The organism is Pseudobacteroides sp., assembly GCF_036567765.1.
Classification (GTDB): Bacteria; Bacillota; Clostridia; order Acetivibrionales; family DSM-2933; genus Pseudobacteroides.
The window spans coordinates 1-21,263 of record NZ_DATCTU010000032.1 but is presented as its reverse complement, the minus strand read 5'-3'; the positions used below and the strand labels follow the sequence as shown (position 1 = coordinate 21,263).

22 protein-coding genes and 1 tRNA gene are annotated in these 21,263 nt (G+C 37.1%); 4 read left to right on the top strand and 19 right to left on the bottom strand.

What is annotated here, in order from left to right:
• Positions 1-246 precede the first annotated feature (246 nt).
• The gene (locus VIO64_RS04675) at positions 247-2,406 is read left to right on the top strand and encodes a methyl-accepting chemotaxis protein (protein ID WP_331915661.1); all 2,160 of its coding nucleotides are present in this window, start codon (positions 247-249) and stop codon (positions 2,404-2,406) included.
• Positions 2,407-2,526: 120 nt separating this feature from the next.
• On the opposite strand, the gene VIO64_RS04670 is transcribed toward VIO64_RS04675, so the two are convergent.
• From VIO64_RS04670 to fba, 4 genes are all read right to left on the bottom strand, one after another.
• Positions 2,527-3,540 carry an acyl-CoA dehydratase activase gene (locus tag VIO64_RS04670; protein ID WP_331915659.1) on the bottom strand — a complete coding sequence of 338 codons (1,014 nt, stop codon included), beginning with the start codon at positions 3,538-3,540 and terminating at the stop codon, positions 2,527-2,529.
• On the bottom strand, positions 3,503-4,618 hold the full coding sequence (locus VIO64_RS04665; protein ID WP_331915657.1) for a CoA protein activase: 1,116 nt from the start codon (positions 4,616-4,618) through the stop codon (positions 3,503-3,505). The genes VIO64_RS04670 and VIO64_RS04665 overlap by 38 nt, the downstream gene beginning before the upstream one ends.
• A complete protein-coding gene (locus VIO64_RS04660) occupies positions 4,590-5,582 on the bottom strand; it encodes an acyl-CoA dehydratase activase-related protein (protein WP_331915655.1) in 993 nt (330 codons plus the stop codon). Before VIO64_RS04660 ends, VIO64_RS04665 begins: the two co-directional genes overlap by 29 nt.
• A gap of 158 nt (positions 5,583-5,740) precedes the next feature.
• Complete coding sequence (gene fba, locus VIO64_RS04655) at positions 5,741-6,670, bottom strand: class II fructose-1,6-bisphosphate aldolase (RefSeq protein ID WP_331915653.1); 930 nt, start codon at positions 6,668-6,670, stop codon at positions 5,741-5,743.
• Positions 6,671-7,004: 334 nt separating this feature from the next.
• On the opposite strand from fba, the gene VIO64_RS04650 reads away from it, so the two are divergent.
• The gene (locus VIO64_RS04650) at positions 7,005-8,246 is read left to right on the top strand and encodes a 6-phosphofructokinase (protein ID WP_331915651.1); all 1,242 of its coding nucleotides are present in this window, start codon (positions 7,005-7,007) and stop codon (positions 8,244-8,246) included.
• A 149-nt stretch (positions 8,247-8,395) separates the two neighbouring features.
• Here the strand turns inward: VIO64_RS04650 and VIO64_RS04645 are convergent, their stop codons facing one another.
• From VIO64_RS04645 to VIO64_RS04625, 5 genes are all read right to left on the bottom strand, one after another.
• Complete coding sequence (locus tag VIO64_RS04645; protein ID WP_331915649.1) at positions 8,396-8,755, bottom strand: zinc ribbon domain-containing protein; 360 nt, start codon at positions 8,753-8,755, stop codon at positions 8,396-8,398.
• An 82-nt stretch (positions 8,756-8,837) separates the two neighbouring features.
• A complete protein-coding gene (locus VIO64_RS04640; protein WP_331915647.1) occupies positions 8,838-9,446 on the bottom strand; it encodes a flavin reductase family protein in 609 nt (202 codons plus the stop codon).
• Positions 9,439-10,113, bottom strand: a complete 675-nt coding sequence (locus VIO64_RS04635) for an endonuclease III domain-containing protein (RefSeq protein ID WP_331915645.1) — start codon at positions 10,111-10,113, stop codon at positions 9,439-9,441. Before VIO64_RS04635 ends, VIO64_RS04640 begins: the two co-directional genes overlap by 8 nt.
• A gap of 42 nt (positions 10,114-10,155) precedes the next feature.
• Positions 10,156-10,701 carry a nitroreductase family protein gene (locus VIO64_RS04630; protein ID WP_331915643.1) on the bottom strand — a complete coding sequence of 182 codons (546 nt, stop codon included), beginning with the start codon at positions 10,699-10,701 and terminating at the stop codon, positions 10,156-10,158.
• A gap of 37 nt (positions 10,702-10,738) precedes the next feature.
• Complete coding sequence (locus VIO64_RS04625; RefSeq protein ID WP_331915641.1) at positions 10,739-11,416, bottom strand: 4Fe-4S double cluster binding domain-containing protein; 678 nt, start codon at positions 11,414-11,416, stop codon at positions 10,739-10,741.
• 159 nt (positions 11,417-11,575) lie between these two features.
• Here VIO64_RS04625 and VIO64_RS04620 point away from each other — a divergent pair, with 159 nt between their 5' ends.
• Entirely contained in the window at positions 11,576-12,115 is a 540-nt protein-coding gene (locus VIO64_RS04620; RefSeq protein WP_331915639.1) for a DUF4364 family protein, read from the top strand.
• A gap of 83 nt (positions 12,116-12,198) precedes the next feature.
• On the opposite strand, the gene VIO64_RS04615 is transcribed toward VIO64_RS04620, so the two are convergent.
• The 10 genes from VIO64_RS04615 to pdxA form a co-directional block, all read right to left on the bottom strand.
• Positions 12,199-12,495, bottom strand: coding sequence for a hypothetical protein (locus tag VIO64_RS04615; RefSeq protein ID WP_331915637.1), 297 nt, complete (start codon positions 12,493-12,495; stop codon positions 12,199-12,201).
• A 188-nt stretch (positions 12,496-12,683) separates the two neighbouring features.
• Positions 12,684-12,974, bottom strand: a complete 291-nt coding sequence (gene yhbY / locus VIO64_RS04610) for a ribosome assembly RNA-binding protein YhbY (protein WP_331915635.1) — start codon at positions 12,972-12,974, stop codon at positions 12,684-12,686.
• A gap of 211 nt (positions 12,975-13,185) precedes the next feature.
• Complete coding sequence (gene obgE / locus VIO64_RS04605; protein ID WP_331915633.1) at positions 13,186-14,460, bottom strand: GTPase ObgE; 1,275 nt, start codon at positions 14,458-14,460, stop codon at positions 13,186-13,188.
• 161 nt (positions 14,461-14,621) lie between these two features.
• Positions 14,622-14,900: a 50S ribosomal protein L27 gene (gene rpmA / locus VIO64_RS04600; protein WP_036938829.1), complete on the bottom strand. Its 279-nt coding sequence runs from the start codon at positions 14,898-14,900 to the stop codon at positions 14,622-14,624.
• Between the two features lie 2 nt (positions 14,901-14,902).
• A complete protein-coding gene (locus tag VIO64_RS04595; RefSeq protein ID WP_331915628.1) occupies positions 14,903-15,259 on the bottom strand; it encodes a ribosomal-processing cysteine protease Prp in 357 nt (118 codons plus the stop codon).
• Positions 15,260-15,285: 26 nt separating this feature from the next.
• Positions 15,286-15,597: a 50S ribosomal protein L21 gene (rplU, locus tag VIO64_RS04590; RefSeq protein WP_331915626.1), complete on the bottom strand. Its 312-nt coding sequence runs from the start codon at positions 15,595-15,597 to the stop codon at positions 15,286-15,288.
• Between the two features lie 95 nt (positions 15,598-15,692).
• Positions 15,693-17,186, bottom strand: coding sequence for an Rne/Rng family ribonuclease (locus tag VIO64_RS04585; protein ID WP_331915624.1), 1,494 nt, complete (start codon positions 17,184-17,186; stop codon positions 15,693-15,695).
• Between the two features lie 19 nt (positions 17,187-17,205).
• Positions 17,206-18,030 carry a TIGR03936 family radical SAM-associated protein gene (locus VIO64_RS04580; RefSeq protein ID WP_331915622.1) on the bottom strand — a complete coding sequence of 275 codons (825 nt, stop codon included), beginning with the start codon at positions 18,028-18,030 and terminating at the stop codon, positions 17,206-17,208.
• Positions 18,023-19,864, bottom strand: a complete 1,842-nt coding sequence (locus tag VIO64_RS04575; protein WP_331915620.1) for a TIGR03960 family B12-binding radical SAM protein — start codon at positions 19,862-19,864, stop codon at positions 18,023-18,025. The genes VIO64_RS04580 and VIO64_RS04575 overlap by 8 nt, the downstream gene beginning before the upstream one ends.
• A gap of 140 nt (positions 19,865-20,004) precedes the next feature.
• The gene (gene pdxA / locus VIO64_RS04570; protein WP_331915618.1) at positions 20,005-21,003 is read right to left on the bottom strand and encodes a 4-hydroxythreonine-4-phosphate dehydrogenase PdxA; all 999 of its coding nucleotides are present in this window, start codon (positions 21,001-21,003) and stop codon (positions 20,005-20,007) included.
• 178 nt (positions 21,004-21,181) lie between these two features.
• Between pdxA and VIO64_RS04565 the strand changes: the two genes are divergently transcribed.
• Positions 21,182-21,254: transfer RNA gene (locus tag VIO64_RS04565), tRNA-Pro, on the top strand.
• The last annotated feature ends 9 nt before the right edge of the window (positions 21,255-21,263 follow it).

The following is a 21,263-nucleotide window of genomic DNA, read 5'->3' as shown; positions in this document are numbered from 1 at the left end:
CTATCAGGTGCTGATATTACACTAAAGTATTTTTATCTTAATCCGATAATTTATATAGGAAACTGTAAACTGCAGCCTTATGATATTAAATTGTCATAGTAGATATATTTCAGAGGAGACATATTTGAGGCACATTAATTAACTTGTCAAAATTAAAATGAAAGTTATACTATTTTCTTCTCTCTATTACAAACCAGAAATTTATTTAAATATTACAGAAATAACTACAGAAAAGGGGTATTCTTTATGAACATTATCAGGAAGTATCTTTTAAGCAGTAAAAAACCCATTTCGATGCTACTATCACAGTTCAAAAAATTACTGGATAAAGTCGCACAATATTCCAGGTATATACGTATACAAAAAAGGCTCCTGGTATTTTTTATTCTCCTGTCCAGTGTACCTTTGGTAAGTATTGGAATATTAAGCTACAGCAAGTCCAGCACTGCAGTTGAAACAAAAACCCAGTCATACTCCAGCGAAATCATGTCACAGTTCAGCCAGAATGTAAAAAACCTGTTATTCTTTATAGAGTCCAGCGGAAAAGAGCTTATGAGAAATGAAGAATTCATTGAGCTTCTGAATAAATACGATACGGGTGAACTTCCGGAAAATGAACTCAATTATTTAATCGATCCCATGGTGGTAGCAAAGTTCTCACCTTCGGTTATGGACGGCTGTGAAGGAGCAATGTATATAACGAAAGGGCGATATTTAGCCGGTGCCTCAGCATATCATGTAAGCATGGACTTTGAAAACGATGCAAAAGAATTTGAGTCTATAGCAGAACAGGCCAAAGGCAAATATGTTTGGATGATGAAAAAGGGAGCAAAAACCTCACAAAATTATGTGGTGGCAGTTGTCCAAATATTCAACGAGCTTACAAACAGTTCTTTAGGTAGTCTTGTTGTATTTCTAAATGAATCATATATCGGAAATATATATAAATCAATAAATATAGACGGTTCTAAGGAAATATTCCTGGTTGACACTTCAGGGACAATTATTTCCAGTAAAAATACTGATAGTATAAAGACAAATACAAAGTACAGTAATGAAAATCTTATTAACCATCTAAAAGGTCTGATGGATGAAAAAAAATCAGATGCTGCGAATGCTGCCTCTATAAAAAAAGGACACATTTATTTGAAGGATGATGGCACGAAATTTTTAAATACCTTTGCTCAGGTTCTCGACTCAAATTGGTTTGTTGTGGCAACTATACCTACATCCTTTATCCAAAGCGAATCAGATGCAATCAGGACAGCAATCTTTTATGTAGGTTTATTTATTTTCATACTTGCCATTATGATATCGGTACTCATAGCTCTAAGTATTTCAAGTCCCCTTAAAAAGCTCGAAGCTCTTATGCAAAAGGCAATGGAGGGAAACCTTAATATCTCTATTAATGATAATTTTAGAGATGAAATATCATACCTAAGCAACAACTTTAATAAAATGCTGGCAAATATAAGAAAGCTTGTTACAAACGTAAACACATCTTCAAACCAGGTTTTATCAAGTGCTGAAAAACTAAGCGAAATGTCCTATAATTACTATACTTCATCTGAGCAAATTGCAGTTAGTATGGATGAGATCGCTAAAGGTACTTCCGATCAGGCAACCAACAATTATAAATCTCTTGAGTATGTAACAACACTATCCAATGACATTAAAAAAGTAGGCTCCGATATGGAAACTGTATCTGAAATCATATACAGCACCAAACACTTGAGTCAAAATGCACTTGAATCTGTTAAGGATCTTAATGAAAAATCTATTCAAACAAGTAAGGTGTCGGAAGATATTGTAAGTCAAATAAACTCTTTCTATGCAGATATGAAGGAAATACAGAAGATAGTAAAATTCATAGGTAACATTGCAGAACAGACTAACCTATTATCATTAAATGCAGCTATAGAAGCCGCTCGTGCCGGAGAGGCGGGGAAAGGGTTTGCAGTTGTAGCAGAAGAAGTAAGAAAGCTTGCTGACAAAACTAATGAGTCATTATCATCAATAAATAATTCAATACAGAACATACAGTCAAAAGCAGACATGACATTCAATTCTGCAAACAAAACCCAGCAAATAGTAACCGAGCAGCTTCACGCAGTAAACAAGACCGATAATTCATTTAAGGCAATATTCAACTCAATGGAGAATATAAGCCAATATATGAAAGAGTTCGAAGTATCTGTCAATAAAATACTTGAATCAAGTTCCAAGACACTAGAATCAATAAACAATATCTCCTCAGTATCAGAAGAAACTGCAGCTACTGTAGAGGAAATAACAGCAACAACACAGCAGCAGATTGAGGGCATAGCAGAGGTCTCCTCACATTCAAAGCTCTTGAGTAAGATGGCACAGGAACTTAATGCTTCAATTTCATCCTTTAAAATTTAGCAATAAAGAAATTGCAGTGCAAAACATTCAGTAATCTTTCAGACATTAAAATAGCCTTCGGAGCATCTAAACTCTTTGAAGGCTATTTTTTTATTTTTACAAGGAGTTATTTTATCTGCCTTAATTTGCAGCGTTACTTATGCTTATCTGTGCACTTTCCTTACCCTCTGCGGACCACTTGCCGCATCTGTCGCCCCAGCTTGCTAAAACCGTGTCATTTGATATAATCTTTATAAGTTCACATACATTAGAGCAGTCATTGCATTCCATGCTTGCTACTGTAAATTCCTTCTTGGAGATATCAAATCCTCCGAAGTTGGTCTTATATTCCTTTTGGCACATTTTTTCTTTGGCCATCAATGCTGCACCATAGGCACCCATTACATCATAATATTGGGGTATTATAATCTTGGCATTTAATTCCTTTTCAAAGGCAGCTACTATCCCCTGATTGGCAGCAACTCCTCCTTGAAAAACAAAGGGCTCCAATAATTCTTTTCCCTTTGCCAGGTTATTTATATAATTCCTTACCAAGGCTTCACATAATCCGCATATTATATCCTCAACGCTATGTCCCGCTTGCTGCTTGTGTATCATATCAGACTCTGCAAATACGGCACATCTTCCAGCAATTCTAACGGGCGAACTTGAATTTAGTGCATGTTTTCCAAACTCCTCAATTGGAATATCCAGCCTTGCTGCCTGCCTATCTAGAAAGGATCCCGTTCCTGCAGCACAAACAGTATTCATGGCAAAATCGTATACAACACCATTTCTGACAAATATTATTTTTGAGTCCTGCCCACCGATTTCCAATATGGTCTTAACATTTGGGACCAACTTTAGTGCAGCTATGGCATGGGAGGTTATTTCATTTTTCACAATATCACAGCCGACTACAACACTGGCCAGATGCCTTCCGCTTCCGGTTGCACCTGCCCCCAGGATATTAACCGATTTTCCCAATGATTCATTTAGCATACTTATACCGGTTCTCATAGCTTTTATAGGTTGTCCGCCGGTTTTCAAATATAGCTTTTCAATAACAAAGCCATCATCGTCTATAACAACAAGGTTTGTACTTACCGAGCCTACATCAATTCCAAGATAACATCCCTTTTCCTTCAAATGCATCTATCTCCCTTCTTCTTTTCAGCAAATCTATAAATGCTTCAACTCGAGTCATATAGCCTGCTTCCCCAGTCATTTCATCAATTATCAACGACATTACCGGTATTTTAAAATCCCTTTCAATAGAGGGCAAGATGCTCTCCGATACAATCTCAGGCATACAACCAAGAGGAAATATCTGAACGACACCATCATAGCCATCCTTTGCAAATAAGACAGTATTACCTATGGTTTCCTGAGAATGTCCGCCTATCATCGTGCCTAAGTATGGTTTTGCGGCCTCCTTATACCTCTCGTCTCCTTTTAGATGTAAAGCCTTTTTAATCATATGATCAATAATCCAGCCGCTGACTGTAACAGGCCTTGTAACTTCTATTCCTTCATTTCCAAGCCTTGATTCTATATATAGATTTGAATAGGGATCGTTAGTTGTATATATCTCTCCGACAATTCCCACCCTTATTGGCTTCATTTCCTTGTCGGTTTGAATCTCCAGCAGCTTATTCCTGGCTTTATCAATATGTTTCTTAATGTTCCTTGAGCCCTTTATTTTTAGAATGCTATAAAGAAAGGACCTGTAAATTTTATCAGTCGCTCCCTTATGTATTTCCCTGGGCCGTATCTTAAAAGTCAGCCTTTCAAGTTCATCTACCTTTTTGGAAACTTCCACCGTATTTTTTACTGCTTTTAAAATCTTATATATGTTTAATCCGCCTGTTATTTCCCTTACATTATTTAACAGCTTGTTATAATCATTTCCCGGAATATCCAGAGTGATTACCTTCATATCCACTCCCATATCACTTAATATCTCCCTGTGCATCTCGCAATAGTATCCAAATCTGCAGGGACCGCATCCGCCTGTCATTAGTATTGAATCAGCACCCATTTCATATGCCTGTATAAAATTACCCAGGTTTATCTTAAGCGGGAGGCAAGCTAATTCAGGAGCAAGCTTGGTTCCTATTTCAAGTGCCTTTTTATTATTAAAGGGTGGAATTATACAATTTACACCAAGGTCGTCAAGCATAGCCTTAACCGGGATATATGTATTACCCATATGCGGAAATGTCAACTTCATTCTTATCCCTCCACCTTATCATATCAATAAATGCTTCCAATCTGGTATCAAGACCTGCTTGGCCTGAATGCTCATCGATTGTTACATATATAAACGGTATATCGGTATGCCTCCTTATCATTCTTTCCGCCAAATCCCCAATAAAAGAATCTATACCGCACCCGAATGACATTAGAAATATCATCCCTTTTATATCACTGCCCTCTATCATATGCATAACAGATCCTAATGCCTTTCTTCCAAAGTTCCAGAAGACCCTTTTATTAAGCTTTCTCGCATGAAGATTGATAACATCCTCGCCAATCATCTCTTGTGTTATTATGTTTACGCCGTTAGCCCTCAGTTTCTTAAATAGATTCATATTTATATAACTGTCATAGAGGTTGTATGGATGTCCTATGACGGCTATATTTATAATACCGCTGTCCTTTACTACGAATAGATTGCTCTTTCTGTTTTTATCATCTTCAGGCATAAACCCTTTTTTAATGTCTTCATTATAATCATTGAATTTATCCACTGCTTTTTTATATGCATTTTTTATAGCCTTTTCATCCTTAACTATGAAACTGCCTATTGTGATAATACTTTCAATGTCATTGCTATCTGCTTTTCTCCAGTTTATTTCTACATCAATTATTTCTGGAAGCCCTTTTACTGTACTTTTGACCATATCAGGCAGACCTCCGAACTTAGGGCATACATACTCCCCTTTGGAAATGCTGGTCAGCCTTGGAATAAACAGAATATCCACCTTATCTTTGATGCTTAATACATGTCCATGAAACAGTTTAACAGGTACACACGCTTCATCAACACATACCCTTACACCCTCATCTAAAATTTTTTTAGTCGTATTTGGGGAGGTAATAACCTCAGCACCTAGTTCTTCAAAAAATGTATTCCATAAGGGATACATTTGATAATAGAACAAACTCTTTGGAATACCCACTTTTATAGACATTGTCATAACACCTCGGTACATATTATTTACATATTGGTATTTTTTATACACCATAATTTCTTAGACATAAATAAAAGGCTGCTCTATTGAAATAATAGAACAACCTTTATCAATTATATTTATTTACTTACATAATATTTAGAACCTTAATGGTTTTCTTATGCTTTTCCGTTACATCCCAATACATTAACCAATTTGTGCTTAACAACTTCTTTAATAGCTGCTCTAGCTGGTCCTAAGTATTGTCTTGGGTCAAAGTGTGATGGATTTTCAGCAAAATACTTTCTGATTGTAGCTGTCATAGCAAGCCTTAAGTCTGAGTCGATGTTTATTTTACAAACAGCCATTGAAGCAGCTTTTCTGAGCATATCTTCAGGAACACCCTTTGCACCAGGCATGCTTCCTCCGAATTTGTTTATTATTTCAACATATTCAGGCATAACTGATGATGCACCGTGTAATACTATTGGGAAACCTGGAAGTCTCTTCTGGATTTCTTCAAGAATGTCAAATCTTAATTTAGCTTCGCCTTTGAATTTGAATGCACCGTGGCTTGTTCCTATAGCTATAGCTAATGAATCAACGCCTGTTCTCTTAACAAATTCTTCAACCTGATCAGGATCTGTGAAAGCAGCGTCTTTTTCAGATACATTAACTGCATCTTCGATACCTGCGAGTCTTCCCAATTCACCTTCAACAGTTACTCCCTTGTCATGAGCGTAATCAACAACCTGCTTGGTGAGTTTGATGTTTTCTTCGAATGAATGGTGTGATCCGTCGATCATAACTGATGAGAATCCGCCGTCGATACATGACTTACAAAGTTCAAATGTATCACCGTGGTCCAAATGCAATGCAATTGGAAGACCTGTTTCCTGGATAGCAGCTTCTACCAATTTAACAAGGTATGTATGGTTTGCATACTTTCTTGCTCCAGCTGATACCTGAAGTATCAAAGGTGCATTTTCTTCCTTTGCCGCTTCAGTAATACCCTGGATTATTTCCATATTGTTAACATTGAATGCACCGATTGCATAACCGCCTTCATAGGCTTTTTTAAACATTTCTGTAGTTGTAACTAATGACATTTTGTTCACTCCTTGTATTTTTATTATATTATAATAACTTATTTTTAAGGGATTAAACTTATTATAGGAATGTCTTATTCAAATGTCATTCCATTAATTAGTTTCCACTTAATTGTTAAGTTTTTGTCATTCCAAATCTAATTTTAACAGATTTATCTTCAAAATCAAGGGTTTATTTAAAATTAACGATAAAAATCACCTAATAAAAATTATTTCCCGAAGACATAATAAATATAGCAATTATAGAATTGCTTTTTAATCCTTCTTATGCTATATTTTAATGTGACCGTGCAATTAACTAATAAATTACATATATTTTAAGGAGGTACTCATAATGAGTGAATTGGTAGGTGCAGCTATATTCGGTCAGTCTGGCGGACCGACATCAGTTATAAACGCCAGTGCAGCAGGAGTTATTCAGGAAGCATTAAAGCAACCCTGTATTACTAAAGTATACGGTGCAGCTCACGGTATTAAAGGAATACTTGATGAGGTTTTTTATGATATGAGCCAGGAAGATCCTAAAGAATTGGATCTTTTAAGGACTACTCCATCTTCTGCTTTAGGATCAGTTCGTTACAAACTTAAGAGTGCAGATGAAGACGAAACAGATTACAAGAGACTTGTTGAAGTATTCAAGAAATACAACATTAAGTATTTCTTCTATAACGGCGGAAACGATTCAATGGATACATGCAACAAGGTCAGCAAATACATGCAGAAGGTTGGTTACGAGTGCAGAGTTATGGGTGTTCCCAAGACAATAGACAATGACCTCTTTGGAACTGACCACTGCCCAGGCTACGCTAGTGCTGCTAAATATATTGCAACATCTACAATGGAAGTATATCATGATGCAAGAGTTTACGACACTGGTATGATTACAGTTTTAGAAATAATGGGAAGAAACGCCGGATGGCTTACTGCTTCTGCAGCACTTGCAGCATACAAAGGTAATGGACCTGATCTTATATACCTCCCAGAAATTCCTTTCAGCATGGAACAATTCTTAGAAGATACCAACAAAGTATACAAGGAAACAGGAAAAGTTATAGTAGCCGTTTCAGAAGGTTGTAAGGATGCAAAAGGTACTTACGTGGCAGAAATGGGTGCCAACCTTGCAAAAGACTCCTTCGGACATGCTCAATTGGGCGGAACTGCATCAATTCTTGCAAATATTGTTAAAGAAAAGATTGCAAAGAAGGTTAGAGGAATTGAGTTCAGCCTTTTACAAAGAGCAGCTGCTCATGTTGCTTCATTGACAGACGTTAACGAAGCATATCTCGCAGGTCAAATGGCTGTTAAATATGCCGTTGAAGGCAAGACTGACTACATGGTTGCTTTCGAAAGAGAAGCAGGTCCTGTATACAAGTGCAACATAAAGCTTTTGAACCTTACAGATGTTGCAAACACTGAAAAGACTATTCCTAGAGAGTGGATAAACAAAGAAGGCAATGGATTAAATAAGGAATTCATAGATTATGCTCTTCCTTTGATCCAGGGAGAATCATGCCCTCCATTAGAAGATGGTCTTCCAAGATTCGCTAAGTTAAAGAAAGTTCTTGCTACAAAATAAGATATAAGCATTTTAAATAATAAAGAGGATGGTAAATTCAATAAACTTTACCATCCTCTTTATTATGAATTAATAACACTTTTCTGTAGATACCAAACTGTAAAACTATTTATAGGGTTATGTAATTTCAATACTATTATTATAAGTTATCAGTCAACTTTAGTTCCGCATTTTGAACAGAAAACATCATCCTTATCGATCTCATTGCTGCATCCCGGGCATTTTTTAAGATCTCTTACATCAATTATCTTGAGCTTCAATTCTTCGATGACTTTAATGGATTTTTCAATCTCTTCACAACTGGTCTCTACATCCGGGTCTATCCCCTGGCCTTCTTTGTATTTATCAAATATGGTGCTTCCTATATTGGCCATGAACCCCTGAATTTTGCTTTCTTCCGACTTGATGGCCATATTAAGCTTTGTTATTTGCACCATATTGCCTGATGCCTTTATAGCAACCTTACCAGCCCCTGTTATTTTCTTTCCTACGTTATTAATTAATGACATAAAAATACCGCCTTTCATATTTATTTTCTATTTATTTTATATTTTCTTTTTATATACTTATATTTTTTTGTACTTGTATATGTTATTTCTTTGGAGATTTATTAACTAACCTTCGTCTTTTAACACTCTTTTTTTTAGTTATGGAGTACCCAAAATACCCCAAAGACTTTTTCAGACTCCAGTACTCACCATGAGAATAGCATATAAGACCTGCTTTTTCAATACACAGCTTACCATCCTCGTTTAGAAGCTCTTCATCTACGTTCACAGCCACTATTTCTGCTATAAACATATCATGGGTACCTAGCTCCAATATATTTTTTACCACACACTCAATATTGACAGGACTTTCTTTTATCAGAGGTACATCAACTACCGAAGCTTTTACTGTGCTCAACTTAAGGTGTTCTAATTTGTTCATATCCCTGCCTGATTTTACTCCGCAAAAATCTGTTGCAAAGGCAAGTTTTTCTGTTGTAAGGTTAACCACAAACTGCCCCTTATCTTTTATAAGCCCATGTGAATACCTCTCCTTTCTAATGGATATGGACAGCATGGGCGGATTTGAATTAATTGTACCAGCCCATGCAATGGTAATAGCATTAGGTTTCCCGTCTTTATCGACACATGATACCAGTACGGCAGGTACAGGATTTAAAATTGTGGATGGTTTCCATAATTGTTTAGCCATTTTCTTTTCTCCATTTACAAATTAAATTAACAGGGCAATCATTACAGTCAGGATTTTTGGAAAAACAGTAGTGGCTTCCCACTCCATCTATCTGAGCATGATATTCATTAAACAATGCTGTATCGTGCTCAAGGTTATCCATAAAAAACTTCTGCATATCTTTATATTTTATATCTTCTTTAAAGTACCCAAGCCTTGAATAAATCCTTCTGGTATAGGCATCTACCACAAAAATGGGTTTATGTGCTGCATATAACACAATGCAATCTGCAGTTTCTTCACCAACCCCATATAATGATAGCAGCTCTCTTCTCAATTCCTTGATTTCTTTGCTTAAAAATCTTTCCAAATCCCCGTCATAATTATTTACTATATGAGAGCAAAACTCTTTGAGCTTTCTAGCCTTTTGCTTAAAAAACCTGGTGCACTTTATATGTTCCTCAAGCTTTTCATTTTCTATACCATTTATAGCTTGGATAGATAAAAGTTTTTGTCTTTTTAAATTGTCAATTGCAGTAGTTACATTCTTCCAAGAAACAAACTGGGTAAGTATTGCCCCTATAATCATTTCAAGCTTTGTATCTGCCGGCCACCAATGTCTCGGACCGTTTTTTTGGAGCATCATTCGGTAAATATCCAAGAGTTCTCTATTTATTGTATGATCCACTAAATTCCCTCCAAATTGTATAACGTCTCGTCTTTATTAAAATCATTGTTTTTCTTCATGGGAATTCTTATCCCAGGTGTTGTAATAGATGATCTGTTCAGGTTTCTTCCTAGTGGAATGCTTCGGTACATCACACGCATATCCTAATGGCGTGAACGCCACTACTCTTATATTTTCAGGTATATTTAGTACTCCTTTAACAACCTTTTCATCAAACCATCCGACTATGCATGTAGAAAGTCCTTCCTCCGTTGCTGAAAGCACTAGGTTTTCCATAGCTAAAGCACAGTCAAAGGTATAATACTCAATCCCATTCTTCACCCCGGATTCTTTAGGGTTTGCACAAACAACTATGACGTATGGAGCATCCATGCACGCCTGTGCAATAAGAGGCTGTCCCGCAGCCTTACCTATAAGATTTTTTTCCACCCTGCTATTTACTATAATAAACCTCCAGCACTGCTTATTTCCCCATGAAGGAGCTGTACAAGCAGCTTCAACAACCTTCTTGACAATTTCCAAATCTATTTTGTCTTTCTTATAGGCTCTTATACTGACTCTATTATTTATGGTGTCATAGATATTCATGCTTACCCCCTCCTTCTCACTACTCTTAAAAATATTCCTAATTTCTGTACGGACATACATTTATGCAAATTCCACAAACCGAACCCCTTCCGATATGCTTGAAATTCTTATTCATATAGGTAGAGCAGGCCTGTGCGTCCACTATATCACTTCGATCCATACCTATCTGCCACTCATTGCCGGTCAGTGCATAGGCCGGACAAGCTTTTACACACTTATTGCATTCACCGCATTGGCTTAAGATAGTGTCATTTGAGCACTCAACCTCTAGATCTGTCAATACAGTACCCAATCTAGCAGCAGGTCCATATTTACTGTGTATAAAAAGGCCATTCTTACCAATCCACCCCAGGCCTGACAGAACCGCACCTGTCTTATGGGGAAAAACTCCGCTATAAGGTACAGCCGCATCCGGAATAGATTGTGATGCAGGTACTGTATAAGCTTTATACCCTTTCTCCTGGAGAAATAACATTATTTTCAATGTAAGCTGATCTATAAAAAAATTAACCGACCTATAGTGACTAAAATAGGTAAAAGTCGGCTTATCGTCTATTTCATCTATAATGGCATCAGACAACCTGATTCCCACTGTAATGGCATATGGATATTTGGCAAGTTTAGGATCTACTGCGGCTCTTACGTCGGAAAATCCTACAAAAGTGGCACCAAGTTGTACAATATATCTTTCTAATTCTTCAGTTGTAATTTTCATAATATCCTTTCTATGTCAGCACTTTTCATTTATAATAGATAAATCGATTTTAATATAGTATAATAATTATCATAATATGAATAATACTAAAGCGTAAGAATGATGGACTTAAGTCATTATATAATATAATATCATATCAAATAATGTATGGAGGCATCAATGTATTTTGAAGAAAATCAAGAATTGGCAGAAAAAAAACTTATTTTGCTCTATGTTATAAATAAAATAAACATCCCGGTTAGCAATACTCAGATTACTAAAATAATTCTTGAAAACAGATTTATGAATTACTTCTATTCCCAGCAGTTTTTAATTGACTTGTGCAAGCAAAACCTATTACAGTCCGAAAGCACAGAAGGAAAGGTATATTATAAAACAACCGATAAAGGCAGAGAAATTCTAAACTATTTTATAAATCATATTCCCTTAGGGGTAAAAAACAGAATTGATGAAGCCTCATCAAGCATTAAAAAGAAGATTAAAAATGAAACTTCTGTAATTGCAGACTTTTCACCGGAGGATAATAATCAGTTTGTAGTAACATGTAAGATAAATGAAGACGATTTTTCGTTGATTAATTTAAATATAACCGTCGGAACAAAAAGCGATGCCCGCAAAATCTGTGATAACTGGCATGCATTCCCTCAGGAAATTTACTCGGAAATCATAGAAATACTTATGCAAAACAGAAATAAATAGTATAATAACGTAATATTAGGGCATTTTAAATACCCTAATATTTCACCTAAGAATATTGCAAGATAAATTCCATCAGATTTAATCTATATTTTGGGGCTTTTTCCCCCTGTTTCGCTAAAAAATATTTTTTTAATATCATTATCTATATCAATCTCTTTTTCTTCTGCAGCTTTGATTAAATTGATAAGTTCATACTTTGCAAACTCCAACCTCAGTTTGGCAATTTTATATTCGCCGTAGTCATCAATCCACTTGTTGAGAGTTGCTTCACAGCTTTCATAAACCTTGTACGCCTCTTCAATCCTATCAGTCAATGTATTTTCTTCTAAGTCACCATTTAACTCTTGTTCCTTGCAACTTTCAAACAACTCTTCACTCATAGCAATTCTCCCATCTTACATTATATTTTTAACTTTAGGATAATCCCTTCCTGAAAAAGCAGTAAATAATTACTTTTTCAGAATAGTTTATGTTAATTGAATGTATATGGTTCTGTATATATTTACTATTATGTTTTATGTTGTTTTTCCTGTTACTTTGTTAAAAGTACTGGTAATACTCCATTTGCCTATGGCAAGTCGATAACCTTATTCTTAGTAGATTCTTTATATAATACAAACTTTTTACCAATAACCTGTACAATTTCAGCTCCCGTAAGCCTTGCAGCCTCGTTACATAATTCCCTGGTGTCCTCCAGTGAATTTTTTAAAACTGACACCTTAACAAGCTCTCTTGCCTCTAATGCATCGTTGAACTGAGTAATCATATTGTCATTGAGGCCACCCTTTCCTATCTGAAAAATGGGTTCAACCTCATTTGCCAATGCCCTGAGAAAGCTTCTTTGTTTTCCTGTTAACATTCTTTGCACTCCTTAACCCTATTAAAGTCCATTATTTCCTAGATATTTTAAAAGGGATAGAAACTACATTCTATCCCCCACATTATTTATTTCGCAATTTGTACCTAACCCACCAAGCCAAGCATTTTATATAAATATTTTACATCATAACAATATGGCTTGTCTACATTAAAAAGTATTATTAATCTTACGATGGAAGATTAATAGGGAATTATCTCATATACTCAAATTCCCAGTCATGTACCTTTACAGTATCACCTTCGTTGACTCCAAGCTTTTCCAGTTCATCAACAACACCTTTTTTCTTTATGGCTCTTTGAAAATACTGGAGGGATTCATAGTTTTCAAAATTGGTTGATGCAACCAATTTCTTAATCCATTTACCTTCCACAATGAAAGTATTGTTTTCCCTTCTTACTTCAAAAGGCTTTTCTTCCTCAGCAGTATATACAACCTCCGTATCTGCTTCAGATATCAAAATGCTGTCAGGAATAGTCTTTAACATATCCGCTGCCGCATATATGAGTTCTTTAATTCCCTGGTTTGATGCAGCAGATATGGGAAATACCTTATACCCTAAAGGTTCTATAGCATCTCGAAACTTTTTAAGGTTGTCCTCAGAACCTGTCACATCCATTTTATTGGCTGCCACTATCTGAGGCCTCTCCGATAGCTGCTGATTATATTTTCTTAACTCTTCGTTTATTACCTTGAAGTCTTCAACAGGGTCCCTGTATTCTGAACCTGAGACATCAACAACATGAATAAGTAATTTGGTCCTTTCCACATGCTTTAAAAACTCATGACCAAGACCAGTTCCTTCATGGGCACCTTCAATAAGCCCAGGTATATCCGCAATTACAAAACTTTCAATACCTGGAATGCTTACAACACCTAGATTAGGTTCTATTGTAGTAAAGTGATAATCCGCAATCTTTGGCTTTGCAGCTGATACCACAGATAGAAGGGTAGATTTTCCAACATTAGGGAAGCCTAAAAGTCCCACATCCGCCAAGAGCTTTAATTCAAGCAATACCCATTTTTCATCTCCTGGGTCACCTGCCTTTGCAAAGCTGGGGATCTGCCTTGTAGGTGTAGCAAAGTGCTGGTTACCTTTGCCTCCTTTACCCCCCTTGGCAATAACCGCTGTCTGGCCTGGTTTGGTCAAATCAGCAATAATTCTGCCTGTTTCCGCATCCTTTACCACTGTACCCTGCGGCACCTTTACAATAAGGTCTTCAGCACTTCTGCCAGTGCAGTTGGCAGCCCCTCCATCCTGTCCGGAGTCTGCTTTATAATGCCTCTTGTACCTAAAATCAGCCAATGTCCTGCTGCCTTCATCAACTACAAAGACAACGTCACCGCCATTTCCTCCGTCACCACCGTCAGGGCCGCCCGAAGGCTTATATTTTTCTCTGTGGAAAGATACTACACCGTTTCCGCCGTCACCGGCTTTTATATATATCCGTGCACTGTCAATAAACATGGGTTTCAACTCCTATTACTGATCACAATAAAATAGTAATCAGTCTATTATTCCACAAAATATAATAAAAAATTACACCATACAAAATTGTAGTGTAGAATACACCATAATTTCCTAGACATAAATAAATCCCGGAATATCCGGGATTTTTAATTTAAATATTAAGCTTGAACTATACTTACCTGCTTCTTATCTTTGTTAAGTCTTCCGAACTTAACCTTTCCGTCTACTAGTGCATAGAGTGTATCATCACTACCGATTCCCACGTTTGTTCCCGGATAAATCTTAGTTCCTCTTTGCCTTACCAGAATATTTCCTGCAAGTACGAACTGACCGTCACCTCTCTTGACTCCAAGTCTTTTAGATTCACTGTCACGTCCGTTTCTGGAACTACCAACCCCTTTTTTATGGGCGAACAATTGTAAATTAACCCTAATCATCACTACACCTCCTCATCCAAAATCGATATATACCTTCTATAATCAGGTGTTTGTATCAATTGTTTAAATCCTACCACCATAGTATCAAGGATAACTTTAACGGCTTGTTTCTTTTCCGGGTCAATATTATAAGGCAATACACACTTCATGTATCCATCCTCTTCAACAAAGCCTTTTGAATCATCCTCATAAAGCACAATGCCCGCCAATTCTTCAAGGGCATTTACGCCCATATAAGCAATGACTGAAACAGCTGCACACACGATATCCTGTCCATGTTTACCTGCTCCCGCATGCCCTTTAATCGTATACTCCCGAACAAGACCTTCCTTATCCCTGACTATATGAATCTTAATCATAAGTACCTTTTCAGGCTAGCAACCTATTAGGCGTTGATCTTTTCGATCTGAACCTTTGTATACGGTTGTCTATGTCCTTGTTTCCTTCTATAACCTTTTTTAGGTTTATATTTGAAAATGATAATCTTCTTTTCTTTTCCATGTGATAAAACCTTACCACTTACAGTTGCATTAGCAACTATCGGACTTCCAAAGCTAACGCCACCTTCTTTTGATACGGCAAGAACCTTATCAAAGGTAACTACTGCACCTTCATCAGCAGTAAGCTTTTCTATGAAAACAACATCACCTTCCTGAACCTTATACTGTTTTCCACCAGTCTCTATAACAGCGTACATCGGAACACCTCCTTAATCCAAAACTCGCCGTTCCAGGCAGCAATCCTTAATAATTGCATTTAATGCCTATTCCGTGCGGCCACCAAGATATATTATCACATCAGTGAATTGATGTCAATCTCTTTTATCTTTATCTCTTCATGCTTAACTTCTTTTGATTCCTTTACTACAATCCTTTTATTGTACAGCTTCTCCATTCTTGAGAGCGTTTGTCCATCTGCCCCGGTTAGGATAGTTGCTACCGACGGATGTACCTCAACCTGTATAGCATTTGCTATGGTCTGGGTAAAATATCTGTTTATTTCTTTCTCAACATTTCTTGCAATGGACTCAGGTGACAATATCTTGCCGGTACCGTCGCAGTATGGGCAATCTGAATGCATAACCGAAGCAAGGCCCTGCCTTACCTTCTTTCTTGTCATCTCTATAAGACCCAAACCTGTCATTCCTACAACAGTTGTCTTGGTCCTGTCCCTTTTCAAAGACTGCTTCAATGTGTCCAAAACCTGCTGCTGATGCTGAGGCTCCCTCATATCTATGAAGTCAATTATTATAATACCCCCAATATCTCTGAGCCTTAGCTGCTTTGCAATTTCCTTTGCCGCCTCAAGATTTGTCTTAAGGACTGTATCTTCAAGATTGCTTCCGCCTACATATTTGCCAGTATTTACATCTATGACGGTCAGAGCCTCCGTTTGATCCAAAACAAGGTAACCGCCGCACTTCAGCCATATTTTTCGAGCAAGTGCTTTTGATATCTTAGGCTCAATCTGATAGTATTCAAAAAGGTCTATGCTCTTGCTGAAATACTCAACACGAAGCTTCAAAGCAGGAGAAACCATTTCAACAAGCTCCAATACCTTCGAATATTCCTGCCTGTCATTAATGATAAACTTATCTACATTCCATGTAAACAGATCCCTTACTGCCCTGTATATAAGGCTAATATCCTTATGAATACACCTGGGTGTAGGACCGCTTCTCTCCTTTTGCTTTATTTTTTCCCATAGCTTTATAAGAAAGTTGAGATCATTTGATAAATCTTCAGTGCTTTTGCTTTCATATGCCGTTCTTACAATAAGGCCCATTCCTTTAGGTTTGATTTTTTCCGCCATTCTCTTCAGGCGTACTCGCTCTTCCTCATTCTCAATCCTTCTGGAAATACCTATGTAATCCGCATTCGGAAGTAAAACCAGCTGCCTTCCAGGCAAAGTTATGTGTGTAGTCACCCTAGGTCCCTTTGTCCCAATAGGCTCCTTTGTTACCTGAACTGTTATTTCCTGTCCCGGTCTTAAAAGCTCATCAATATTATATCCCCTAAGTTCATGGTAGACATCGTCGTCTTCCTCAGTAAATTCTTTTTGGGAAACTGCATCCCCCACATATAGAAACGCATTTTTTTCATACCCTATATCAATAAAAGCTGCTTGCATACCAGGCAAAACACTGCTTACCTTACCCCTGTAAATATTGCCCACAAGCCTTTCCTGGTTAGGTCGCTCAATATATATCTCTACAAGCTCCTTATCTTCCAGAACTGCTACTCTGTTTTCCTCAAGTCCGATATCTACTATAATCTCGTTAACCACATTTCAACCTCCTTAAGCTTCAAGACAAGGCATCTTGACTCATAGGATCTAGTATCCTGCTTTCTCTCTCAATATAAAGCCCTGTTCTATGAACTTTTACAAGTTTTAACTCCAAATCCGACAACAAATTAAAAGCTGAAATCAATAAATCCGGTTTTAAATTAGACTTGCTTCCGGCACCTAGTTTTGCAGAAATGCAGAATAAATTCTTTACATCGTAGCTAAGAATTCCTGGTTCATATTTATAAAGCCCTTTAATGTAATCTACCATAAAGGGATTAGAAATCATTTTTTTACTTACCATACCGCCATTATCGTCATGGTTTTCCAGACCATCTAAAAATCTTATATCCAGACTATAAATCATTGGCCTGATATCAACATCCTTTTTACTCCTCTTACTCTCTTTACTTACAAATATACCATCCTTTGACATTATATTACCAACAACATCATTTATATAATCCATATCATGCTTTTTATTTGAAGCTACGAGGATTTCATAATCAGCTGCCGCAATAGTTGCCATAATATTTGATTTTGTTGTTTTATCCATAGCTTCGGTTATCTTTAATCCATCGGGTAAATTGCCATTATAAAGCTTGGAAAACTCAGATGGTTCTATAGGATTTAATAGCTCAAAATCTGCATACTCACTTTCACTTGTTACACCTACAGACAGAGGCAAACCAAACACCATATTAGGATGGGGGTTAAAGCCCTGGGAATATGAAATGGGAATGTTTCCTCTTCTTGCCGCTCTCTCAAAAAGCTTCATCATGTCAAGATGAGAGATATACTTTACCTCTTCCCCACGTATAAATTTGACCCTTATGCTATTCAACGCAGACTCCTCCCTCAAAAACAGCAACTCCACAGCCGGAACAGCCCGCCCTACAGTTGGCTGTCAGTTCCCCCGCTTTTGCCTTTTCCATTTCATTTATGAAAAAGTCTTTTGAAACACCGATATCAATGTGGTCCCATGGCAGTACTTCGTCGTAGTTTCTTTTCCTGTTTGCATAGAAAGCTAAATCAACTTCGCTTTCTATAAAGGCTTCCATCCATGCATTAAATTTGAAATGTTCACCCCATGCATCAAATTTGCAGCCTTTTTCCCATGCTTTTACCAATACCTTGCAGAGGCGTCTATCACCTCTTGCAAAAACAGCCTCTAGGAGACTTAGCTTGGAGTCATGCCAGTTATAGCTTATATGCTTATTTTTAATCTTACTTTTTAAAGCCTTCTGCTTCTCCGTAAAGGTTTCAATTGAATTCTGAGGCTCCCACTGAAATGGTGTAAAAGGCTTGGGAACAAACGAAGAGGTGCTTATTGTCACATTAAGCCCTTTCCCTCTCTTTTCCTTTGGTACGCTCATATATGCATCAACAACTTTGTTCCCGAGATCTGCTATACCCTCTACATCTTCCATTGTTTCGGTAGGCAATCCAATCATAAAATATAGCTTGACCCCATTCCATCCGCCGCTGAATGCCAATGTGGCAGACTTTATAAGATCCTCCTCGGTAACGCCTTTATTTATAACATCTCTAAGTCTCTGTGTCCCAGCTTCCGGTGCAAAGGTAAGTCCGCTTTTTCTAACTTTCTGTGCCTTTTCCATCAAATCCAGGGAAAAAGAATCTATTCTAAGGGATGGAAGTGACAAGTTAACCTTTCTTTTTTCCATCTCTTCAATAAGCTTATCCGTCAAGTCCGGCAAGTCGGTAAAATCACTTGTACTTAAGGAAGTAAGAGAGATTTCATTATATCCCGAACTATCTATCAATTTTTTTGCGGTATCCGAAAGCTTTTGTGTACTTCTCTCTCTTACAGGTCTATAAATGAAGCCTGCTTGGCAAAACCTGCAGCCTCTTATACACCCTCTGAAAAGCTCCAGCATAACCCTGTCATGAACTATATCAGTAAAAGGAACTATTATTTCCTCCGGGTAAAAAGTGTTATCCAAATCTTTTATTATCCTTTTCTTTATAACAGCCGGATAATCCTTTTTTTTAGGTACAATCTTTTCTAAGGTACCGTCTTCTTTATATTTAACATCGTAAAGTGAAGGTACATAAACCCCTTCAATATTAGATATCTTCTCTAGGAAATCTTCTCTTGAAGTATTCTGGTCCTTCCATAATGCATATATATCAAGCACATCCGGCAAAACCTCTTCGCCCTCTCCTATAATAAAAAAGTCGATAAATTCAGCTAAAGGCTCGGGGTTGTAAGCACATGGCCCTCCTGCACATACAAAGGGATGGTCTTTGGTTCTTTCACTGCTCATTAAAGGTATGTCGGATAGATCAAGTGCATTAAGTATATTTGTGTAACTCATCTCGTATTGCAGTGTAAAACCCAATATATCAAAATCTTTAACAGGGCTCTTTGTTTCCAATGCAAATAGAGGGATACTTTTTTCCCTCATCCTGGATTCCATGTCTACCCATGGAACAAAAACCCTTTCACAATATGAATCATTTCTTTTATTTATAAGATGATACAAAATTTTCATTCCCAAATGGGACATCCCTACTTCGTAAACATCGGGGAAACAAAACGCAAAACGTATTTTAATGTCCGATATATCTTTATTTACACTGTTCCATTCGTTGCCTGTATATCTCGAAGGCTTTTCAACGCTTAATAGTATTTCATCACTTATTTTATTTATCATATAATATTCTCCCATTACTTATAATACCCAATATCATGATTTTTAGCAACATAAACTTGCTTAAAGCCAAGCAATGGCATATATTTTCGGCATTTTTTTGATTAATAGGTATTTTATGTAATTAAGCATATAATATTGATTCATGTAGAATATTTATGGCCATAAATAACGGCAAGCTTAATAGCCTCCTCCATGCTTACCGAACTTGCCACCCCCTTACCCGCAATATCAAATGCGGTTCCGTGATCAACAGAAGTCCTTAAAAAAGGGAGCCCGATAGTCAGCGAAATGGTCCTTTCAAAATCAACCATCTTTGTGGCTATATGTCCCTGATCATGGTATAGGGATAGCACAGAATCATATTTTCCTTTAAGAGCAAGATAATATACCGAGTCTGCAGCTATAGGCCCGTCTACATCTATGCCCCTTGCCCTTAAAAGGTCAACTGTCGGCTCTATCTCTCTTATTTCTTCATCACCGAAAAGACCATGTTCACCGCTATGAGGATTTAGCCCTGCAATGGCAATTTTTCTTCTGTCTACCCCAAGCATTCTTAATGCATTTTCCAATCTTGTTACATAATCAATGATTCTATCACTGGTAACCAAATCACAGGCTTTTTTTAGCGATACATGCCTCGATAGAAAAAATACCCTGAGGTTGCCTACCTGAAACATTGTAAGAGGATCAGCCGTTCCAGTAAGACCTGCTAGCATTTCAGTGTGACCTATAAAATCTATCTTCGCAGCTTTTATTGCTTCTTTGTTTATAGGGGCTGTAGCAATAGCTCCGATGCTTTTTGATTTAGCTAGTTCAACAGCTTTTTCTATGGCTTTGTATGAAGCTCTGCCTGCTTCACCACTAATATGACCGAGCTTTATCTCACTGATATTTATACCCGGGATATCCACAACATCGATAGCCCCATGGCAATATTTCCCTTCCTCTGCAACTTCTACTACATTCATCTTTAATCCTGTATTAACAATTTGATCAGCCTTTTCCAGAATTGCAGCATTTCCTATGACCAACGGTTTACATTTGGAATACAGTTCATTATTCTTTAATGCCTTTAAAATTATTTCAGGGCCTATACCAGCAGGGTCCCCCATTGTGATACCTATAACAGGTCTATCCATAAACACGCTCTCCTTTATATATTCCACCCAAATTTATTTTCAAATCGCCTTACTGTTTCTTCTTATTATTTACATATTAGCAATTTATGTAACGTTATTGCAATATTTTCTTTTTACCATTAAAATTTTCTTGAGATTTTTTTTTATATAATTTATAATATATAGTGTTCTCATTGATCGGGGTGTGGCTCAGGTGGTAGAGCGCTTGGTTCGGGACCAAGAAGCCGGAGGTTCGAGTCCTCTCACTCCGACTATAGTAA

What these genes read in the sequence shown, in the direction of transcription:
- pdxA (WP_331915618.1), bottom strand. Translation starts at nt 21,003, where the DNA reads ATGGATAGACCTGTTATAGGTATCACAATGGGGGACCCTGCTGGTATA.
- VIO64_RS04575 (WP_331915620.1), bottom strand. Translation starts at nt 19,864, where the DNA reads ATGATAAATAAAATAAGTGATGAAATACTATTAAGCGTTGAAAAGCCT.
- VIO64_RS04640 (WP_331915647.1), bottom strand. Translation starts at nt 9,446, where the DNA reads ATGGCTAAACAATTATGGAAACCATCCACAATTTTAAATCCTGTACCT.
- VIO64_RS04615 (WP_331915637.1), bottom strand. Translation starts at nt 12,495, where the DNA reads ATGAGTGAAGAGTTGTTTGAAAGTTGCAAGGAACAAGAGTTAAATGGT.
- VIO64_RS04665 (WP_331915657.1), bottom strand. Translation starts at nt 4,618, where the DNA reads ATGAAGTTGACATTTCCGCATATGGGTAATACATATATCCCGGTTAAG.
- VIO64_RS04645 (WP_331915649.1), bottom strand. Translation starts at nt 8,755, where the DNA reads ATGTCATTAATTAATAACGTAGGAAAGAAAATAACAGGGGCTGGTAAG.
- rpmA (WP_036938829.1), bottom strand. Translation starts at nt 14,900, where the DNA reads ATGATTAGGGTTAATTTACAATTGTTCGCCCATAAAAAAGGGGTTGGT.
- obgE (WP_331915633.1), bottom strand. Translation starts at nt 14,460, where the DNA reads ATGTTTATTGACAGTGCACGGATATATATAAAAGCCGGTGACGGCGGA.
- rplU (WP_331915626.1), bottom strand. Translation starts at nt 15,597, where the DNA reads ATGTACGCTGTTATAGAGACTGGTGGAAAACAGTATAAGGTTCAGGAA.
- VIO64_RS04620 (WP_331915639.1), top strand. Translation starts at nt 11,576, where the DNA reads ATGTATTTTGAAGAAAATCAAGAATTGGCAGAAAAAAAACTTATTTTG.
- VIO64_RS04595 (WP_331915628.1), bottom strand. Translation starts at nt 15,259, where the DNA reads ATGATTAAGATTCATATAGTCAGGGATAAGGAAGGTCTTGTTCGGGAG.
- yhbY (WP_331915635.1), bottom strand. Translation starts at nt 12,974, where the DNA reads ATGTTAACAGGAAAACAAAGAAGCTTTCTCAGGGCATTGGCAAATGAG.
- VIO64_RS04670 (WP_331915659.1), bottom strand. Translation starts at nt 3,540, where the DNA reads ATGCATTTGAAGGAAAAGGGATGTTATCTTGGAATTGATGTAGGCTCG.
- VIO64_RS04650 (WP_331915651.1), top strand. Translation starts at nt 7,005, where the DNA reads ATGAGTGAATTGGTAGGTGCAGCTATATTCGGTCAGTCTGGCGGACCG.
- VIO64_RS04625 (WP_331915641.1), bottom strand. Translation starts at nt 11,416, where the DNA reads ATGAAAATTACAACTGAAGAATTAGAAAGATATATTGTACAACTTGGT.
- VIO64_RS04675 (WP_331915661.1), top strand. Translation starts at nt 247, where the DNA reads ATGAACATTATCAGGAAGTATCTTTTAAGCAGTAAAAAACCCATTTCG.
- fba (WP_331915653.1), bottom strand. Translation starts at nt 6,670, where the DNA reads ATGTCATTAGTTACAACTACAGAAATGTTTAAAAAAGCCTATGAAGGC.
- VIO64_RS04660 (WP_331915655.1), bottom strand. Translation starts at nt 5,582, where the DNA reads ATGTCTATAAAAGTGGGTATTCCAAAGAGTTTGTTCTATTATCAAATG.
- VIO64_RS04630 (WP_331915643.1), bottom strand. Translation starts at nt 10,701, where the DNA reads ATGAATATCTATGACACCATAAATAATAGAGTCAGTATAAGAGCCTAT.